This is a genomic window from Pseudomonas sp. SMN5, assembly GCF_052041925.1.
Taxonomy (GTDB): Bacteria; Pseudomonadota; Gammaproteobacteria; order Pseudomonadales; family Pseudomonadaceae; genus Aquipseudomonas.
Genome location: NZ_JBKGGX010000013.1, coordinates 37,810 through 53,719 on the forward strand (window position 1 = coordinate 37,810; position 15,910 = coordinate 53,719).

At 64.1% G+C, this 15,910-nt stretch carries 9 protein-coding genes; 3 read left to right on the forward strand and 6 right to left on the reverse strand.

Annotated elements, in window-relative coordinates; translation table 11 throughout:
• Window positions 1-282: 282 nt before the first annotated feature.
• Window positions 283-1,446, forward strand: a complete 1,164-nt coding sequence (locus tag ACLEJR_RS14850) for a type III PLP-dependent enzyme (RefSeq protein WP_042732281.1) — start codon at window positions 283-285, stop codon at window positions 1,444-1,446.
• A gap of 49 nt (window positions 1,447-1,495) precedes the next feature.
• On the opposite strand, the gene ACLEJR_RS14855 is transcribed toward ACLEJR_RS14850, so the two are convergent.
• Window positions 1,496-2,197 (reverse strand): tetratricopeptide repeat protein, encoded by a 702-nt coding sequence (locus ACLEJR_RS14855; RefSeq protein ID WP_440814875.1) that lies wholly within the window; start codon window positions 2,195-2,197, stop codon window positions 1,496-1,498.
• Between the two features lie 57 nt (window positions 2,198-2,254).
• Window positions 2,255-2,935, reverse strand: a complete 681-nt coding sequence (locus tag ACLEJR_RS14860) for a Fe2+-dependent dioxygenase (protein WP_440814794.1) — start codon at window positions 2,933-2,935, stop codon at window positions 2,255-2,257.
• Between the two features lie 209 nt (window positions 2,936-3,144).
• Between ACLEJR_RS14860 and ACLEJR_RS14865 the strand changes: the two genes are divergently transcribed.
• Window positions 3,145-5,463 carry a TonB-dependent receptor gene (locus tag ACLEJR_RS14865; protein WP_440814795.1) on the forward strand — a complete coding sequence of 773 codons (2,319 nt, stop codon included), beginning with the start codon at window positions 3,145-3,147 and terminating at the stop codon, window positions 5,461-5,463.
• Window positions 5,464-5,810: 347 nt separating this feature from the next.
• A complete protein-coding gene (locus ACLEJR_RS14870; protein ID WP_440814797.1) occupies window positions 5,811-8,336 on the forward strand; it encodes a PepSY domain-containing protein in 2,526 nt (841 codons plus the stop codon).
• A 148-nt stretch (window positions 8,337-8,484) separates the two neighbouring features.
• Here the strand turns inward: ACLEJR_RS14870 and ACLEJR_RS14875 are convergent, their stop codons facing one another.
• From ACLEJR_RS14875 to ptsP, 4 genes are all read right to left on the reverse strand, one after another.
• Entirely contained in the window at window positions 8,485-10,026 is a 1,542-nt protein-coding gene (locus tag ACLEJR_RS14875; protein ID WP_440814798.1) for an alkaline phosphatase D family protein, read from the reverse strand.
• Window positions 10,027-10,228: 202 nt separating this feature from the next.
• The gene (locus ACLEJR_RS14880; RefSeq protein WP_440814800.1) at window positions 10,229-11,977 is read right to left on the reverse strand and encodes a PTS fructose-like transporter subunit IIB; all 1,749 of its coding nucleotides are present in this window, start codon (window positions 11,975-11,977) and stop codon (window positions 10,229-10,231) included.
• Between the two features lie 14 nt (window positions 11,978-11,991).
• Window positions 11,992-12,933: a 1-phosphofructokinase gene (gene pfkB / locus ACLEJR_RS14885; RefSeq protein ID WP_440814801.1), complete on the reverse strand. Its 942-nt coding sequence runs from the start codon at window positions 12,931-12,933 to the stop codon at window positions 11,992-11,994.
• Complete coding sequence (gene ptsP / locus ACLEJR_RS14890) at window positions 12,933-15,797, reverse strand: phosphoenolpyruvate--protein phosphotransferase (protein ID WP_440814803.1); 2,865 nt, start codon at window positions 15,795-15,797, stop codon at window positions 12,933-12,935. Before ptsP ends, pfkB begins: the two co-directional genes overlap by 1 nt.
• Window positions 15,798-15,910: the final 113 nt, after the last annotated feature.

Genomic DNA, 15,910 nt, shown 5'->3' on the forward strand with positions numbered 1-15,910 from the left:
GCAGGCAAGACAAGGCGGGAAGAGGCGAGGAACGGCCGGGGTCGCGTGCGACTTTACGGTTGTAAATGAGCATTCCGAGCCTCTTTCCAACGCAGTATTGCTCGCGTAGCGCCGAAGGCGCACAGCACGCAGTAGCTCTCAAACGACCTGGATGGCCTTTTTGCTTTCGGCGGCAATGCCTTGGGAAGTAGGCGAACCAAAGTGGGGATACGGAGGACGTTCACGAAGGCTGCCAGCCTTCACACCCATTGATCCTGATGTTTGCCAGTAGGAGTCCCAAGTATGTCGATCCAGGTCGAAGATTATTTCGCGCGCGAAACTTTCCAGAAGATGAAAGCGTTCGCTGACAAGCAGGAAACCCCGTTCGTGGTGATCGACACCGCGATGATCGCCCAGGCCTATGACGACCTGCGCGCCGGTTTCGAATTCGCCAAGGTGTATTACGCCGTCAAGGCCAACCCGGCGGTGGAAATCATCGACCTGCTCAAGGAAAAAGGCTCGAACTTCGACATCGCCTCGATCTACGAGCTGGACAAGGTCTTGAGCCGCGGCGTAACCCCAGACCAGATCAGCTACGGCAACACCATCAAGAAATCCAAGGACATCCGCTACTTCTACGAGAAGGGCGTGCGCCTGTATGCCACCGACTCCGAAGCCGACCTGCGCAACATCGCCAAGGCCGCGCCGGGCTCGAAAGTCTATGTGCGCATCCTCACCGAAGGCTCGACCACCGCTGACTGGCCGTTGTCGCGCAAGTTCGGCTGCCAGACCGACATGGCCATGGACCTGCTGATCCTCGCCCGTGACCTGGGCCTGGTGCCGTACGGCATCTCGTTCCACGTCGGTTCGCAACAGCGCGACATCAGCGTCTGGGACGCAGCGATCGCCAAGGTCAAGGTGATCTTCGAGCGCCTGAAGGAAGAAGACGGCATTGTCCTGAAGCTGATCAACATGGGCGGTGGCTTCCCGGCCAACTACATCACCCGCACCAACAGCCTGGAAACCTACGCCGAGGAAATCATCCGCTTCCTCAAGGAAGACTTCGGCGACGACCTGCCGGAAATCATCCTGGAGCCGGGCCGTTCGTTGATCGCCAACGCCGGCATCCTGGTCAGCGAAGTGGTGCTGGTGGCGCGTAAATCGCGCACTGCCGTCGAGCGTTGGGTCTACACCGACGTGGGCAAGTTCTCCGGTCTGATCGAAACCATGGACGAAGCCATCAAGTTCCCGATCTGGACCGAGAAGAAAGGCGAGATGGAAGAAGTGGTCATCGCCGGCCCGACCTGCGACAGCGCCGACATCATGTACGAAAACTACAAGTACGGCCTGCCGCTGAACCTGGCCATCGGTGATCGCCTGTACTGGCTCTCCACCGGTGCCTACACCACCAGCTACAGTGCAGTGGAATTCAACGGCTTTCCGCCACTGAAGTCGTTCTACGTTTAAGCCGCTGTCGGTTGTACGCAAAAGCCCGTGACCGATGTCACGGGCTTTTTCATGTGCCCTGCATTTGGGCGAGGCGAGCCTTGTAAGCCTCGATCAACGGCTCCAGCTCAGGCGACCCGGCGCCTTGCAATGCCTGCGTCGCGGCGTGCAGAAAATTGAGGTTGCCGCCCTCCAGCGCCCGACGCAACCAGACCATACCTTCCTCGGCCTCTCCGGCGGCCAGCCGCACGCAGCCATAACTGAACTGCCCGCGAAAATCGCCACCTTCGGCCGAACGTCGATACCACTGCACGGCAGCCTGGGGATCGGCCGGACAATAACGCCCCTCCTCCAGGTAGCGACCCAGCAGGTTCATCGACTTGGCATGGCCCAATTCCGCGGCGCGGCGATACAGGCGCAACGCTTGCGGCTGATCTTCAGGTACGCCGCGTCCGGTTGCCAGCAGGTTGGCGTAGTTGTACATCGCCCAGTCCAGGCCGGCTTCGGCGGCCAGGCGATAATGTTCGGCGGCACGCGCGGCATCGGCGGTGCAACCCCAACCGTGTTCATGGCAACGCCCCAGCATGTTGCGCGCCATCAGGTGCCCGCGCCCGGCGGCAATGGCGAACCAGCGCACGGCCAGCGGCGGGTCCTGCTCGATGCCGTGGCCGTCGAGCAGGATCTGCCCCAGCCATGCCTGGGCTTGCAGCACACCTTCGCGAGCACCGATCAGGATCGCCTGGGCGGCCCGAGCCGGGCTTTCATCGAGCATGGCCTTGAGGCCGTCACCGTCGAGCAGTTCTTGCCGGCGCAGGCGAAAATTCGTCACTCAGACCTCGACCCAGCGGCGCAACAGGTTGTGATAAGTGCCGGTGAGGCGAATCAGCGAAGGATGATCCGGCATGTCACGGGTCAATTGTTGGATCGCTCCGTCCATCTCGAACAGCAGCGCCCGCTGGCTGTCTTCGCGCACCAGGCTCTGGGTCCAGAAAAACGAGGCGTAGCGCGCCCCGCGGGTGACGGCATTGACCTTGTGCAGGCTGGTCCCCGGGTACAGCACCATGTCGCCGGCCGGCAACTTGACTCGCTGGGTGCCGTAGGTGTCCTGGATCTCCAGTTCACCGCCGTCGTAATCCTGCGGATCGCTGAAGAACAGCGTGGCCGAAAGGTCCGTGCGCACTCGTTCGGCGCTGCCCTTTGGCTGGCGCACGGCGTTGTCGATATGGAAATCGAAGCTGCCACCGGCCGTGTAGCAGTTCACCAGCGGCGGGTACACCTTGTGCGGCAGCGCCGCCGACATGAACAACGGATTTTTCCACAGTCGCTCAAGCATCGCCGCGCCGATTTCTTTCGCCAGGGCATGCCCCTCGGGCAGTTGCAGGTTGTGCTTGGCCTTGGCTGACTGGTAACCGGCGGTGGCCTTGCCGTCCGCCCATTCGGCCTGCTCCAGCGCCTCGCGGATCCGCTGCACTTCTTCAGGAGAAAACACGCCGGGAATATGCAGCAACATTGGCATTCGCACCTGTGGATAAAAAGGGCGCCAATGGTAGTGATTCTTATTGACTGTGCACAACCCCCATGACGCCCCACTGATTCAAAACCGGAAAGGTCAATTGTAAAGAATGTAAATTCGTCTCAAATAGCAATGTTTCGCAATTGATACAAAGACCTGTTTACCCTATATTCCGCGGCCTCGAAACCTTGGGGAGGGGAATTTTCATGTCGCGGCAAGCACTACAATTACCGGTCAGCACGCCTCGTTTGCTGGCCTCCGCCATCGGCGTCGCGCTCAGCGCAACGACGGCGGCCCAGATGGCCCAGGCGGCCCAACCGACCGACGAAAAGGCCTCGCGCAACGCCATTGCCCTGGATGCCACCAGCATCACCGGCGAAGCCCAGGACACCACGTCCTACCAGGTGGAAAAAGCCTCTTCCCCTAAATACACCGCGCCGCTGGTGGACACGCCACGCTCGGTGACGGTGATCCCTCAGCAAGTGCTCAAGGACACCGGCGCGCTCAACATGCAGGACGCCCTGCGCACCGTGCCCGGCATCACCTTCGGCGCCGGTGAAGGTGGCAATCCTCAAGGCGATCGCCCGTTCATTCGCGGTTTCGACGCCCAGGGCGACACCTACCTAGATGGCGTGCGCGACACCGGCTCGCAAAGCCGCGAGATTTTCGCCGTGGAATCCATCGAGGTCAGCAAGGGCCCGAACTCGGCGGTCGGCGGTCGCGGCGCAGCCGGCGGCACCATCAACCTGGTCAGCAAGAAAGCGCACCTGGGCGATTCCTTCGACGGCGGTTTCACCTGGGGTTCGGACCAGACCCAGCGCTACACCCTCGATGGCAACTATCAGTTCAGCGACAGCGCCGCCGGGCGCCTGAACCTGATGAGCCATGAAAGCAACGTCGCCGGCCGCGACAAGGTCGACTACGACCGCTGGGGCATCGCGCCGTCGCTGGCCTTCGGCCTGGGCACCGACACCCGCGTCAACCTCGACTACTACCACCTGGAAAGCAACGACCTGCCGGACTCCGGCATTCCCTACAGCATGCCGGCCTCCGGTCTGTCGACCAACCGCACCAAGTCCAACCCGGACAAACCCGACGACGGCGGCGACAGCAGCAATTTCTACGGCCTGAGCGACCGCGACTTCCGCAAGACCCGCGCCGACACCGCCACCTTCGCCATCGAGCACGACTTGAGCGATGCGCTGACGGTCAAGAACACCCTGCGCCACGGCTCGACTTCCCAGGACTACATCCTGACCCAGCCCGACGACAGCAAGGGCAACGTCAACAACGGCAGCGTATGGCGCCGGGCGAACAGCCGGGTCAGCAACGTCGACACCACCACCAACCAGACCGATCTGTTCGGTGATTTCTATGTCGCCGGGTTCAAGAACAGTTTCTCCACCGGCATCGAGTTGAGCCGCGAGACCGGTGAAAAATCCTCCTACACCGTCAACACCGACACCGTGCCCGCCACCACTGCGGCGAACACTAACTGCCGGCCATCGATGATCGGCGCGTCGAGCGGCTACAACTGCACCTCGCTGGCGAACCCGAACCCGAACGATCCGTGGAATGGCCGCATCGCGCGCAATTACGCCGGCACCGAAACCACCAGCGTCACCCGTGCGCTCTATGCGTTCGATACCCTGGAACTGTCGCCACAGTGGCTGGTGAACATGGGCCTGCGCTACGACCACTTCGACACGAAGTACAAGACCTATAACGCCGCCGGCACCACCACATCCAAGGGCGACGACACCAGCGAATTCATCACCGGCCAGTTTGGCCTGGTCTGGAAACCGGCAGACAACGGCAGCATCTACGCCTCCTACGCCACCTCGGCGACACCGCCGGGCAACATGGTCGGCGAAGGCACTGAAGGCAACCCGCTGGGCGGCACCCCGGATCGCAACGGCAACCTGCTCAAGAGCGACATGGAGCCGGAAACTACCAAGAACTACGAAATCGGCACCAAGTGGGACCTGCTCAACGACCGTCTCTCGCTGACTGCGGCGATCTTCCGCACCGAGAAGGAGAACGCGCGCGTCCAGGTCGACGCCACCACCTATGAGAACGCCGGTACCACCCGGGTCGACGGCCTCGAACTGTCGGCCAGCGGCAAGATCACCGAGAAGTGGCAAGTGTTCGCCGGCTACAGCTACCTGGACAGCGAACAGGTCGATGGCGGCCCGCTGAGCGTCACCGACGGCAATGAACTGCCGAACACGCCGAAGAACAGCGCCAGCGTCTGGACCACTTACGCGATCACGCCGAAACTGACCATTGGCGGCGGCGCGTTCTATGTGGACGACGTATTCGGCAGCGTGGCAAATACCACGATGGTCGACTCCTACGTGCGCTACGACGCCATGGCCAACTACAAGGTCAGCAAAAACCTGGATCTGCAACTCAACGTGCAGAACCTGACCGACGAAACCTACTACGACAAAGCCTTCTCGACGCACTTCGCCAACCAGGCGGCAGGGCGCACGGCGTTGTTGAGTACCAATTTCCATTTCTGATTGGAGCCATGATTCAGGCGCAACACCTGGGCTGGGGCCTGATGAAACTGTTTAGTTCAGGAACAAGGTGAAACCTGTGGCGAGGGAGCTTGCTCCCGCTGGGGTGCGAAGCAGCCCTGAGATTCGGCGCTGCGGTATTTCGGGCTGAGCGGCTGAGTCCTCCAAGGGGCTGCTGCGCAGCCCAGCGGGAGCAAGCTCCCTCGCCACGGTTGCCACGACAGATAACGCAATAAAGCCCCGCTCATCCCCATGAGCGGGGCTTTATTGTGTGTTTATGAATGCTTCTCGATAACACACGGCATAATGCGCGCCGTGATGAACAGTATTGATTGAACAAGGCGGGCGACGTGTTGAAGAAAACCCTGTTCCAGTTGCACTGGTTTTTCGGCATCAGTGCCGGGCTGGTCCTGGCGTTGATGGGCATTACCGGGGCGGCGGTGTCGTTCCAGGACGAGATCCTGCGGGCGCTGAATCCGCAGGTGCTGACGGTCGAGAAACAACCGGCCGGCGTCCTGCCGCCTGCCGAGCTGGTGGAACAGATCGAGGCCGCGTCCGGTAAAACCGTTTCCATGCTCTGGGTCGAGACCGACAGCGGCAACGCCGCCCGGGTAATTTTCACCGCGCCGCCCGGGGAAAAGCGCGGCCCGATGCGCTATTTCAATCCCTACAACGCGCAGTTCCTCGGCGATGTGGTGGGCCAGGATTTCTTCGGCCTGCTGCTGCGGCTGCACCGGGTCCTGACCCTGGATGACGTAGGCCGGCAGATCACCGGGGCCTGCACACTGATCCTGGTGTTTTTCTGCCTGTCCGGCCTGTACCTGCGCTGGCCGCGCCGATGGCGAAGCTGGCGCGCCTGGCTGACCCTCGACTGGAGGAAAAAAGGCCGCAGTTTCAATTGGGACCTGCATTCGGTGGCCGGCACCTGGTGCCTGCTGTTCTATCTGCTGGCGGCGCTGACCGGGTTGACCTGGTCCTACGATTGGTACAACAAAGCCGTCAGCCAGCTGCTCTCCGATTCGCCCAAGGAAGAACGGGTACGCAACCGTGGCCCGGCACCGAGCGGCCCGCCACCCGTGGCCGACTACCGCGCCATGTGGAGCAGCATCTACAGCGCTGCCGGCCCCGACCTGTCCAGCTATAACGTGCGCATGCCACCGGTGGCCGGGCAACCGGCGACCGTGTTCTACATGCTGAAAAACTCTCCCCACGACCGGGCCTTGAACCAGCTCATGCTCGACCCGACCACCGGGGCCGTCAGCCGTCATAGCCGCTACAGCGACAAGAGCCTCAAGGCGCAACTGCTCACCAGCATCTATGCGCTGCACGTCGGCAGCTATTTCGGCCTGGCCGGACGGATCCTGGTGACCCTGGCCGCGCTGACCATGCCGTTGTTCTTCATCACCGGTTGGTTGTTGTACCTGGATCGCCGACGCAAGAAGCGCCAGGCCAGCCAAGCCCGCCGGGCACTCGCAGGCAACCCCGGCAATGCCCCGGCGTGGTTGATCGGCTTTGCCAGCCAGAGCGGTTTCGCCGAGCAACTGGCCTGGCAGACCGCCGGCCAGCTCCAGGCCGCCGGGTTGCCGGTAAACGTCCAGCCGCTGGCGAACGTCAACGACCGGGACCTGAGCAACGCCACCCATGCCTTGTTCGTGGTCAGCACCTTCGGCGACGGCGAGGGGCCGGACAGCGCCCGGGGATTCGAGCGCAAGGTACTGGGCCGGGCCTTGAGCCTGGAGCGTCTGCAGTATTCGGTGCTGGGCCTGGGCGACCGCCAGTACGAAAATTTCTGCGGCTTTGCCCGACGCTTGCACACGTGGCTGGCGGAGCACGGCGGCAAGACCTTGTTCGCCCCGGTGGAAGTCGACAGCGGCGACCCCTACGCCCTGCGTCATTGGCAACAGCAATTGGCGGAACTGACCGGCCAGACGCCCGCGGACACCTGGCAGGCGCCGAGTTTCGAGAACTGGACGTTGACCCAACGCAGCCTGCTCAACCCCGACAGCAGCGGCTCGGGCGTATACCTGCTGGGCCTCACCGCGCCCGGCCCGAGCAGTTGGCTGGCCGGTGACCTGGTCGAGATCCTGCCACGCAACGATCCCTGGGCCATCGAACATTTCCTCGATGGCCTGGGCATCGCCGGCCAGGCCCGGGTGCAGGTCGACGGCTTGTCGCTGAGCCTCGAGCAGGCCCTGGCCACCCGCCAGTTGCCGGAAAATCGCGCTCATCTGGTCGGCCTGCACGCCCAGGCGCTGGTGGATGCACTGGCACCGCTGGCGATGCGCGAATACTCCATCGCCTCGATCCCGGCCGACGGCGTGCTGGAATTGCTGGTGCGCCAGGAGCGTCACGCCGATGGCAACCTGGGCATCGGCTCCGGCTGGCTCACCGAACACGCGCCGCTGGGCAGCGCCATCAGCCTGCGGCTGCGGCGCAACAGCGGTTTCCACCTGCCGGCCAAAGGCGTGCCGATGATCCTGCTGGGCAACGGCACCGGCCTGGCCGGCCTGCGCAGCCTGCTCAAGGCCCGCGTTGCCGAAGGCATGCAGCGCAACTGGCTGATCTTTGGTGAACGCCAGCGCGAGCATGATTTCCACTGCCGCGACGAGTTGGAGGAATGGGTGGCTTCAGGCGACCTGGAGCGCCTGGACCTGGCCTTCTCCCGAGACCAGCAACAGAAAATCTACGTCCAGGACCGCCTGCGCCAATCCGCCCCGCTGCTCAAGCAATGGCTGGCCGACGGCGCGGTGATCTACATCTGCGGCAGCCTGCAAGGCATGGCTTCGGGGGTGGACCAGGCGCTTACTGAAATCCTTGGGGCCGAGGAAGTTCAGCATCTGATCGAACAAGGGCGGTATCGGCGAGACGTTTACTGAGCCCCCCGACTCAAGAACACACCGTCCCCTGTGGGAGCGAGCTTGCTCGCGATAGCGGATCGTCAGCTAGTGCAGTGTTAACTGACACACCGCCATCGCGAGCAAGCTCGCTCCCACAGAACTTGCTCCCACAGGAAATGAAACACAGTCAAACCGGCTGCAATTTCTTCTCAAACACCGCCACCCCCTCCAGATCACGCAACACCACGCTCATCTCCCCGCTAGCCCCGTCGATGTTCACCTCGCCAAAGAACTGATACCCGGCAAACGGCGAGGTGTTCTGGGCCGGTGGTGCTTTCTGGAACACCACCTCGGGGCCGAAGGTTTTGTCCAGGGCGTTGGGGCCGAAACTGCCGGCGTTCAACGGCCCGGCGACGAACTCCCAGAACGGTTCGAAATCCTGGAACGCGGCTTGTTCGGGATGGTAGTGGTGGGCGGCGCAATAGTGCACATCAGCGGTGAACCAGACGTAGTTGCGCACTTGATGCTTGCGCAGGAAGCCCAGCAACTCGGCGATTTCCACTTCACGGCCCTGGGCCTGGCCCGGGTCACCGTTGGCGACCGCTTCCCAGCGCGGCACGCCGGGGCTGACTTCACCATCGGGCACGCCGAGGCCGATGGGCATGTCGGCGGCGATGACTTTCCATTGAGCCCGGGACTGCTTCAATTCGCGCTTGAGCCAGTTCAACTGTTCACGCCCCAGGAAAGGCTTGGCCGCGCCCAGGTTGGCGTCGTTGGCTTCACGGTAGCTGCGCATATCGAGCACGAACACATCCAGCATCGGCCCGTAACCGAGCTTGCGGTAGATCCGCCCGCCGCCGTCGGCCTTTTGCAGGCGCATCGGCGCGTACTCCAGCCAGGCCTGACGCGCACGTCCGACGAGGCTGTGGATATCCTTGGTCTGGTAGCGCTCGTCCAACTGCTTGCCCGGCGACCAGTTGTTCACCACTTCATGGTCGTCCCACTGCCAGATCTGCGGCACCTCGGCGTTGAAGCGCCGTACGTTCTCGTCCATCAGGTTGTAGCGGTAGTTGCCGCGATACTCGTCCAGCGTCTCGGCGACCTTGCTCTTGGCTTGCGTGGTGAGGTTGCGCCAGACGCGCCCGCCCTCGGTGGTGATCTGCGCCGGCACCGGGCCGTCGGCGTAGATGGTGTCACCGCTGTGGATAAAGAAATCCGGCAGGCGCAGGCGCATGGCTTCGTAGATGCGCATGCCGCCGATGTCCGGGTTGATGCCAAAGCCCTGGCCGACCGTGTCACCGCTCCAGACAAAACGGATGTTGCGCTTGAACTGCGGCACGCTGCGCAGGTGACCGAACCAGGGTTCACTGGCGACACCGCTCTGGGCGTCTTCGAACCGTACCCGATAGAAAATCGCCTGGTCACGGGGCAACCCGGTCAGCTCGACCCGAGCGGTGAAATCGCTGCGACTGTCGGCCAGCGGCGAGACCACACGCCGTGGATTGCGAAAGTGACTGCGGGTGTCCCACTCCACCACCATCCGCGCCGGACGGTCGCTGCGGCTCCAGATCATCGCCCGGTCGCCTTGCAAGTCGCCGGATTGCACACCGTCGGTGAGCAGCGGACGGTCCTTGACCGAAGCGATCACCGCCGGCGCCAGCCCCGGCAACAACAAACCTGCGCCCACGGCCTGTATCACACGACGCCGGTCCCGGTCGAATTCGCTCATGGTGTTCTCCCTTGAAAATGGGAAAACTTAAGCATGGCTCTGTGAAGTGGGTGTGACAGGGATTTATGCCCGCCCCAAAACCAATGTGGGAGCGAGCTTGCTCGCGATGGCGGAGTGTCAGGCAACCAAGTTGTCGACTGATACACCGCTATCGCGAGCAAGCTCGCTCCCACAGGGGGACTTCATTGCTTCAAAAAACGGGTCAGGCCTTCGCCGGCTCCAACGCCATCTCCACCGCTTCCGGCCGCTTGAGCAGCGCATACGCCACGCCGGTCACCAGGCTCCCCGCAACGATTGCCAGCAGGTACAACAGCGCATGGTTGATGGCGTTGGGGATCAGCATGACGAACAGCCCGCCGTGGGGGGCCATGAGTTTGCAGCCGAAGTACATCGATAGCGCACCGGTCAACGCACCGCCGGCGATACTGGCCGGGATCACCCGCAGCGGATCCTTGGCGGCGAATGGGATCGCACCTTCGGAGATGAAGCACAGCCCCAACACCAGCGCCGCCTTGCCGGCCTCGCGCTCGGTCTGGGCGAACTTGCGCCGGGCGATGAAGGTGGCGATGCCCAGGCCAATCGGCGGCACCATTCCGGCGGCCATGGTCGCGGCCATCGGCGCATAGCTTTGCGATGCGAGCAGACCCACCGAGAACGCATAGGCGGCCTTGTTGATCGGCCCGCCAAGATCGACGCACATCATCGCCCCGAGCAGCACACCCAGCAGAATGGCGTTGGTGGTGCCCATGCTGTCGAGGAAATGCGTGAGGCCTTCCAGCATGCCGGCTACCGGTTTGCCGACGATGTAGATCATCACCAGGCCGGTGAACAGACTCGCCAGCAGCGGGATGATCAGGATCGGCTTCAATGCCTCCAGGCTCTGGGGCAGGCGCGCATAACGGTTGATCGCCAAAGCCGCGTAACCGGCGAGGAAACCGGCGATGATCCCGCCGATGAAACCGGCGCCCAGGGTGCTTGCCAGCAATCCACCGATCATCCCCGGCGCCAGGCCGGGACGGTCGGCGATGGAATAGGCGATGTAGCCGGCCAGCAGCGGCACCATCAGCTTGAACGCCGTGTCGCCACCGATCTGCATCAGCGCCGCCGCCAGCGTGCCGGGTTCCTTGAACGCGGTAATGCCGAAGACGAACGACAACGCAATCAGCAACCCACCGGCCACCACCATCGGCAGCATGAACGACACGCCGGTCAGCAGGTGCTTGTAGACCCCGGTCTTCTCCGACTTGGCCGGGCTGGCCGAACCGCTCGCTACGCTTTCCTGGCGGCCTTCGGTCAGGGCTTTGTTCAGCGTGGCCTCGGCCTGTTTCAGGGCGATGCCGGTGCCGCAGCGGTAGATTTTCTTGCCAGCGAAACGCTCGGTCGCCACTTCGATGTCCGTGGCGAGCAGCACCACGTCGGCCTCGGCGATGGCTTCGGCGCTCAACGGGTTGCGCGCACCCACCGAGCCTTGGGTTTCCACTTGCAGGTCGTAGCCCAGCCGCGTCGCCGCCTGTTGCAAGGCTTCGGCGGCCATGAAGGTATGGGCGACGCCAGTCGGGCAGGCGGTGATGGCGACCAGGCGCGGGGCGCGCTCGGTCGAGACCGAGGACGCCGGTGCCTGTTCGAGCACGTCCGATTCGCGAAGCACGCTGGCCTCTTCAGCACCACGGCGCAGCAGCGAATCGACGTCTTGCAGGGCCTGAGCCGGGGTGCTGCGAAACACTCGCTTGCCGACGAACCGCGACAGGTCCAACGGGCCGCTGGTCACCAGCAACACCCACTCGGCCGCCTCCAGGGTGGCCGCCGACAACTGGCGTTCCGGATGGGCCGCATCATGCACTTCGACGCTGGTGCTCCAACCCTGGCGCTGGGCTGCTGCGTCCAGCAGGCGGGCGCACAACACACTGGTGACCATGCCGTTCGGGCAGGCCGTCACAATGGCTAATTTCATTCTTGCGAACCCTCTTATTGTTCTGTCAGGGGGCGCACGCGCACGCCCTGTTCAAGCGACGCCAGCAACGCGGTGTCGTGGATGCCAAAACCGATCTGCGTGACCGCCATCGCCGCGATGGCCGTGGCGCTGCGCAGGGTCTGCTCCGGGGTGTGCGCGCCGAGCAGGCCATGCAGCATGCCGGCCAGCAGTGAATCCCCGGCGCCGACGGTGCTGGCAACGCTGACCTTGGGCGGCGACGCATGCAACGCCGAACCGACGCTGAACCAGTTCACACCCTCGGCGCCGTGGGAAATCACAATATGTTCGATGCCTTGGGCGTGCAGGCGCTGCGCCGCTTCGGCCTGGGCCTGCTCGCTGACCACTTCACACCCCAGCGCATCGGCCAGTTCCTCGGTGTTCGGCTTGATCAGCCATGGCCCGGCGGCCAACGCAACGCGCAAGGCCTCGCCACTGGTGTCCAGGGCCACATTCAAACCGAGTGCTTTCAAGCGCGTGATCAACGCCTGCAGCCATTGCGGGCTGACGCCGCGGGGCAGGCTGCCGGCGACCACCACCGCGTCGTGGCCAGGAGCGATGTGTTCCAGTCGCTCCAGCAACGCCTGTTGCGCGGCGTCGTCCACCACCGGGCCAGGCCCGTTGAGGTCGGTGATGCGCCCGTCCTGTTCGGCGAGCTTGACGTTGCTGCGGGTTTCGCCCGGCACACGGACAAACCCGTCGACAAAACCGCGCTGGGCAAACAGCGTCTCGAACGGCTGGGCGTTGTCCTCGCCGAGAAAACCGCTGACCGTCAAGGTGTGGCCCAGATCAGCCAGTACCTGGGCCACGTTCACGCCCTTGCCGGCGGCGTGGCTGTGCATCGCATCGCTGCGGTTGACCTGCCCCGGCTCCAGGCGCGCCAGCTCTACCGTGAGGTCGAGCGCCGGGTTGAGGGTCAGGGTGAGAATCTTCGCCATTACAGCGCCTCCACTAATGCGCGCACGTCATCGGCGCTACCCACGGCCAACGCCGACTGGGCCAGGGTCTGGACCTGGGCGAGTTTCAGTTCACGAACCCGCGCCTTGACCTCGGCAATGCTGCGGGCCGAGACACTCAGCTCGTCCACGCCCAGGCCCACCAGCACCGGCACCGCCAACGGATCGGCCGCCAGCTCGCCGCAGACCCCGACCCACTTGCCATGGGCATGGGCGGCCCGCACGGTGATGTCGATCAGTTGCAGCACTGCCGGGTGCAAGCCATCGGCCTGGGCCGACAGGGTCGGATGCCCCCGGTCGATGGCCAGGGTGTATTGGGTCAGGTCGTTGGTGCCGACGCTGAAGAAGTCCACTTCCTTGGCAAGCACCGGCGCCAGCAAGGCGGCGGACGGCACTTCGATCATGATCCCCAGTTGCAGGTCCGCCACGGGGTTTTCCCGGCGCAGGCGCTCGGTCATGTCCCGGGCCTGGCGCCACTCATCGACGCTGCCGACCATGGGGAACATGATCCGCAACGGACGGTTGTCCGCCGAGCGCAACAGAGCGCGCAGCTGCGTTTCCATGATCTGCGGGCGCTGCAAGGTCAAGCGAATGCCACGCACGCCCAGGAACGGGTTTTCCTCCTTCGCGATCGGCCAGTACGGCAGCGGTTTGTCGCCGCCCACGTCCAGGGTGCGCACCACCAGCGGCCGCCCGGCCAGGCCATCGAGGACCTTGCGGTACTCGGCCTCCTGGGTCGCTTCGTCCGGCGCCTGGTTGTGGGCCATGAAAATCAGCTCGGTGCGCAACAGGCCGATACCCTCGGCGCCCTGCTCCACCGCGCTGATGACGCCGGCACTTTCACCGATGTTGGCGAATACTTCCACGGCGTGACCGTCGCCGGTCACGGCCGGTTGATGGCGCTGTTCGGCGGCCACCTTTAGGCGCCGCTCGCGGGTATCGCGTTCTTGCGCGGCCCGTTGCAGGGTGGCGGCGTCCGGGTCCACGTGCAGGCGACCGCGCTGGCCGTCGAGCAGCAGCGAAGTGCCCGGCGCCAGCAGCAAGACCGAAGCACCGGCGCCGACCAGCGCTGGAATGCCCAGGGCCCGGGCAACAATCGCACTGTGGGCGGTGGCGCCCCCACGGGCAGTGAGAATCCCTGCCACGCGGGTCGGGTCCAGGCGCGCCACATCGGACGGACCGACTTCGTCCATCACCAGGATGTACGGTTGCTCCGGTTCGTTCGGGGTTTGCACACCGCACAACTGCGCCAGCACCCGCCGACCGACGTCCCGCAGGTCGGCGGCACGTTCGGCGAGCAGGGCGTCCTGCAAGGCTTCCTGTTCCTTCGCGGCGGCCTCGATCACGCCCATCCAGGCGGCTTGCGCGCTCTCACCCAGTTTCAGGCGGGTGTCGACTTCGTCGGTCAGCTCCGGGTCGTCGAGCATTTCCTGGTGGGTGATGAAAATCTCACGGATGGCCTTGGCCTTGGCGCGCTCGATCAGCCCTTCGATATCACGGCGCACCTGGTTCAGCGCTTTTTGCAGACGCTCACGCTCAATGGCTGCCGACTCGCCGCGCAGCGGATAGTCGATGGCTTGCAGGACCTGGACGTGAGCCGGGCCGATGGCGATGCCTGGAGCCGCAGGCACCGCCTGGATCAGGCTGCCGGATTCGGGCGCCAGCACGACCGTCGCGACGTCCGCTACGACGGTTTCCTGTGGCGCAGTCGGTGGCGGCAGCGGCTCGACTTCTTCGCCCAAGCCTTCCTCGATGGCCGCCAGCAACGCCGGCAGTGCGTCGGCGGCAATGCTCGGTTCGGCGATGAATTCCAGGACTTGTCCGCGACGGGCGCCCAGGCTCAGCAACTTGCTCAGGCTCTTGACCGACACGGCGCTGTCCTGGCCGTCGACGATGCGTACGCGGATCTCGCCGTCGAAGCTCTTCGCCAGTTGCGCCAGGATCTTCGCCGGGCGTGCATGCAAACCGTGGGCATTGGCCAGACCGATGCGGGCGCTGGGCCAGTCGGCGGGCAGTTCACCGCCGAGCACTTCCAACACCTTGCGGCTGCTGGTGGCTTGGCCCAGTTCATGGCCGCGGCCCTCGATCAGCAGCGCACAGAGCCTTTCCAGCAATGCCTGGTGGGCCTCGCCCAGGCTGGCGAGGCAGAACAGCCCGCTCAAGGGTTGGCCGAGGTAACGGATGGGCTTGTCCGGCGTGACGAACGCCAGGCCCGGACGCTTGACAGTCTGCTCGCTGTGCAGCCACCACAGGCCGTCGCCCAGGGGCAGCGCCTCGACCTGCTGCAAGACCCCGGCAAAACCATTGCTCACGCAGTCGGCCTGGCGCAGCAACCGGGCGCCACGCCAGACCAGTTCTTCAAAATCATCGGCCGACACACCAAGACCGATCATCTGCGCATCCAGAGCCAGCTCCTGCGGCGCCCCTTGCAGCAGTTTCAACAGCGCCTCGGGAGAACCGGCGCGCCGCAGGGCCTGGCCCAGGTCGGTCTCGCCGAGGGCGCGAGTCAGCAGTTGCAGCAGGCGCAGGTGTTCGTCGGACTTGGCCGCGATGCCGATGGCCAGGTAGACAATCTGCCCATCGCCCCAGTCCACACCTTCGGGGAATTGCAGCAGGCGCACGCCGGTGGCGTGCACCAGGTCGCGGGTCTGCGGAGTACCGTGGGGAATGGCAATCCCTTGCCCAAGAAAGGTCGAGCCCTGGGCTTCGCGAGCCTGCAAGCCGGCGAGGTAACCCTCGGCGACCAGACCATCGGCCACCAGTCGGTCAGCGAGCAGTTGCAGCGCTGCGTCTTTATCCACGGCGGTCTGCGCCATGGATATCTGCTCTAGAGTGAGCTCGAGCATGCTTTCTCCTTTTTGGCGTCCGGTCGGCGCCAGGTATTGTTTTGAATGGAATCAGCTTAGCGTCGCAGAACGGTTTTTGGCGCTATCGCGGCAGCACGGCCAAAAATCCTGAC

Bases quoted from the DNA above. Each gene is read 5' to 3' on its own strand.
- ACLEJR_RS14860 (WP_440814794.1), bottom strand. From the start codon at position 2,935: ATGTTGCTGCATATTCCCGGCGTGTTTTCTCCTGAAGAAGTGCAGCGG.
- ptsP (WP_440814803.1), bottom strand. From the start codon at position 15,797: ATGCTCGAGCTCACTCTAGAGCAGATATCCATGGCGCAGACCGCCGTG.
- ACLEJR_RS14875 (WP_440814798.1), bottom strand. From the start codon at position 10,026: ATGAGCGAATTCGACCGGGACCGGCGTCGTGTGATACAGGCCGTGGGC.
- ACLEJR_RS14865 (WP_440814795.1), top strand. From the start codon at position 3,145: ATGTCGCGGCAAGCACTACAATTACCGGTCAGCACGCCTCGTTTGCTG.
- ACLEJR_RS14880 (WP_440814800.1), bottom strand. From the start codon at position 11,977: ATGAAATTAGCCATTGTGACGGCCTGCCCGAACGGCATGGTCACCAGT.
- ACLEJR_RS14850 (WP_042732281.1), top strand. From the start codon at position 283: ATGTCGATCCAGGTCGAAGATTATTTCGCGCGCGAAACTTTCCAGAAG.
- pfkB (WP_440814801.1), bottom strand. From the start codon at position 12,933: ATGGCGAAGATTCTCACCCTGACCCTCAACCCGGCGCTCGACCTCACG.
- ACLEJR_RS14855 (WP_440814875.1), bottom strand. From the start codon at position 2,197: ATGCTCGATGAAAGCCCGGCTCGGGCCGCCCAGGCGATCCTGATCGGT.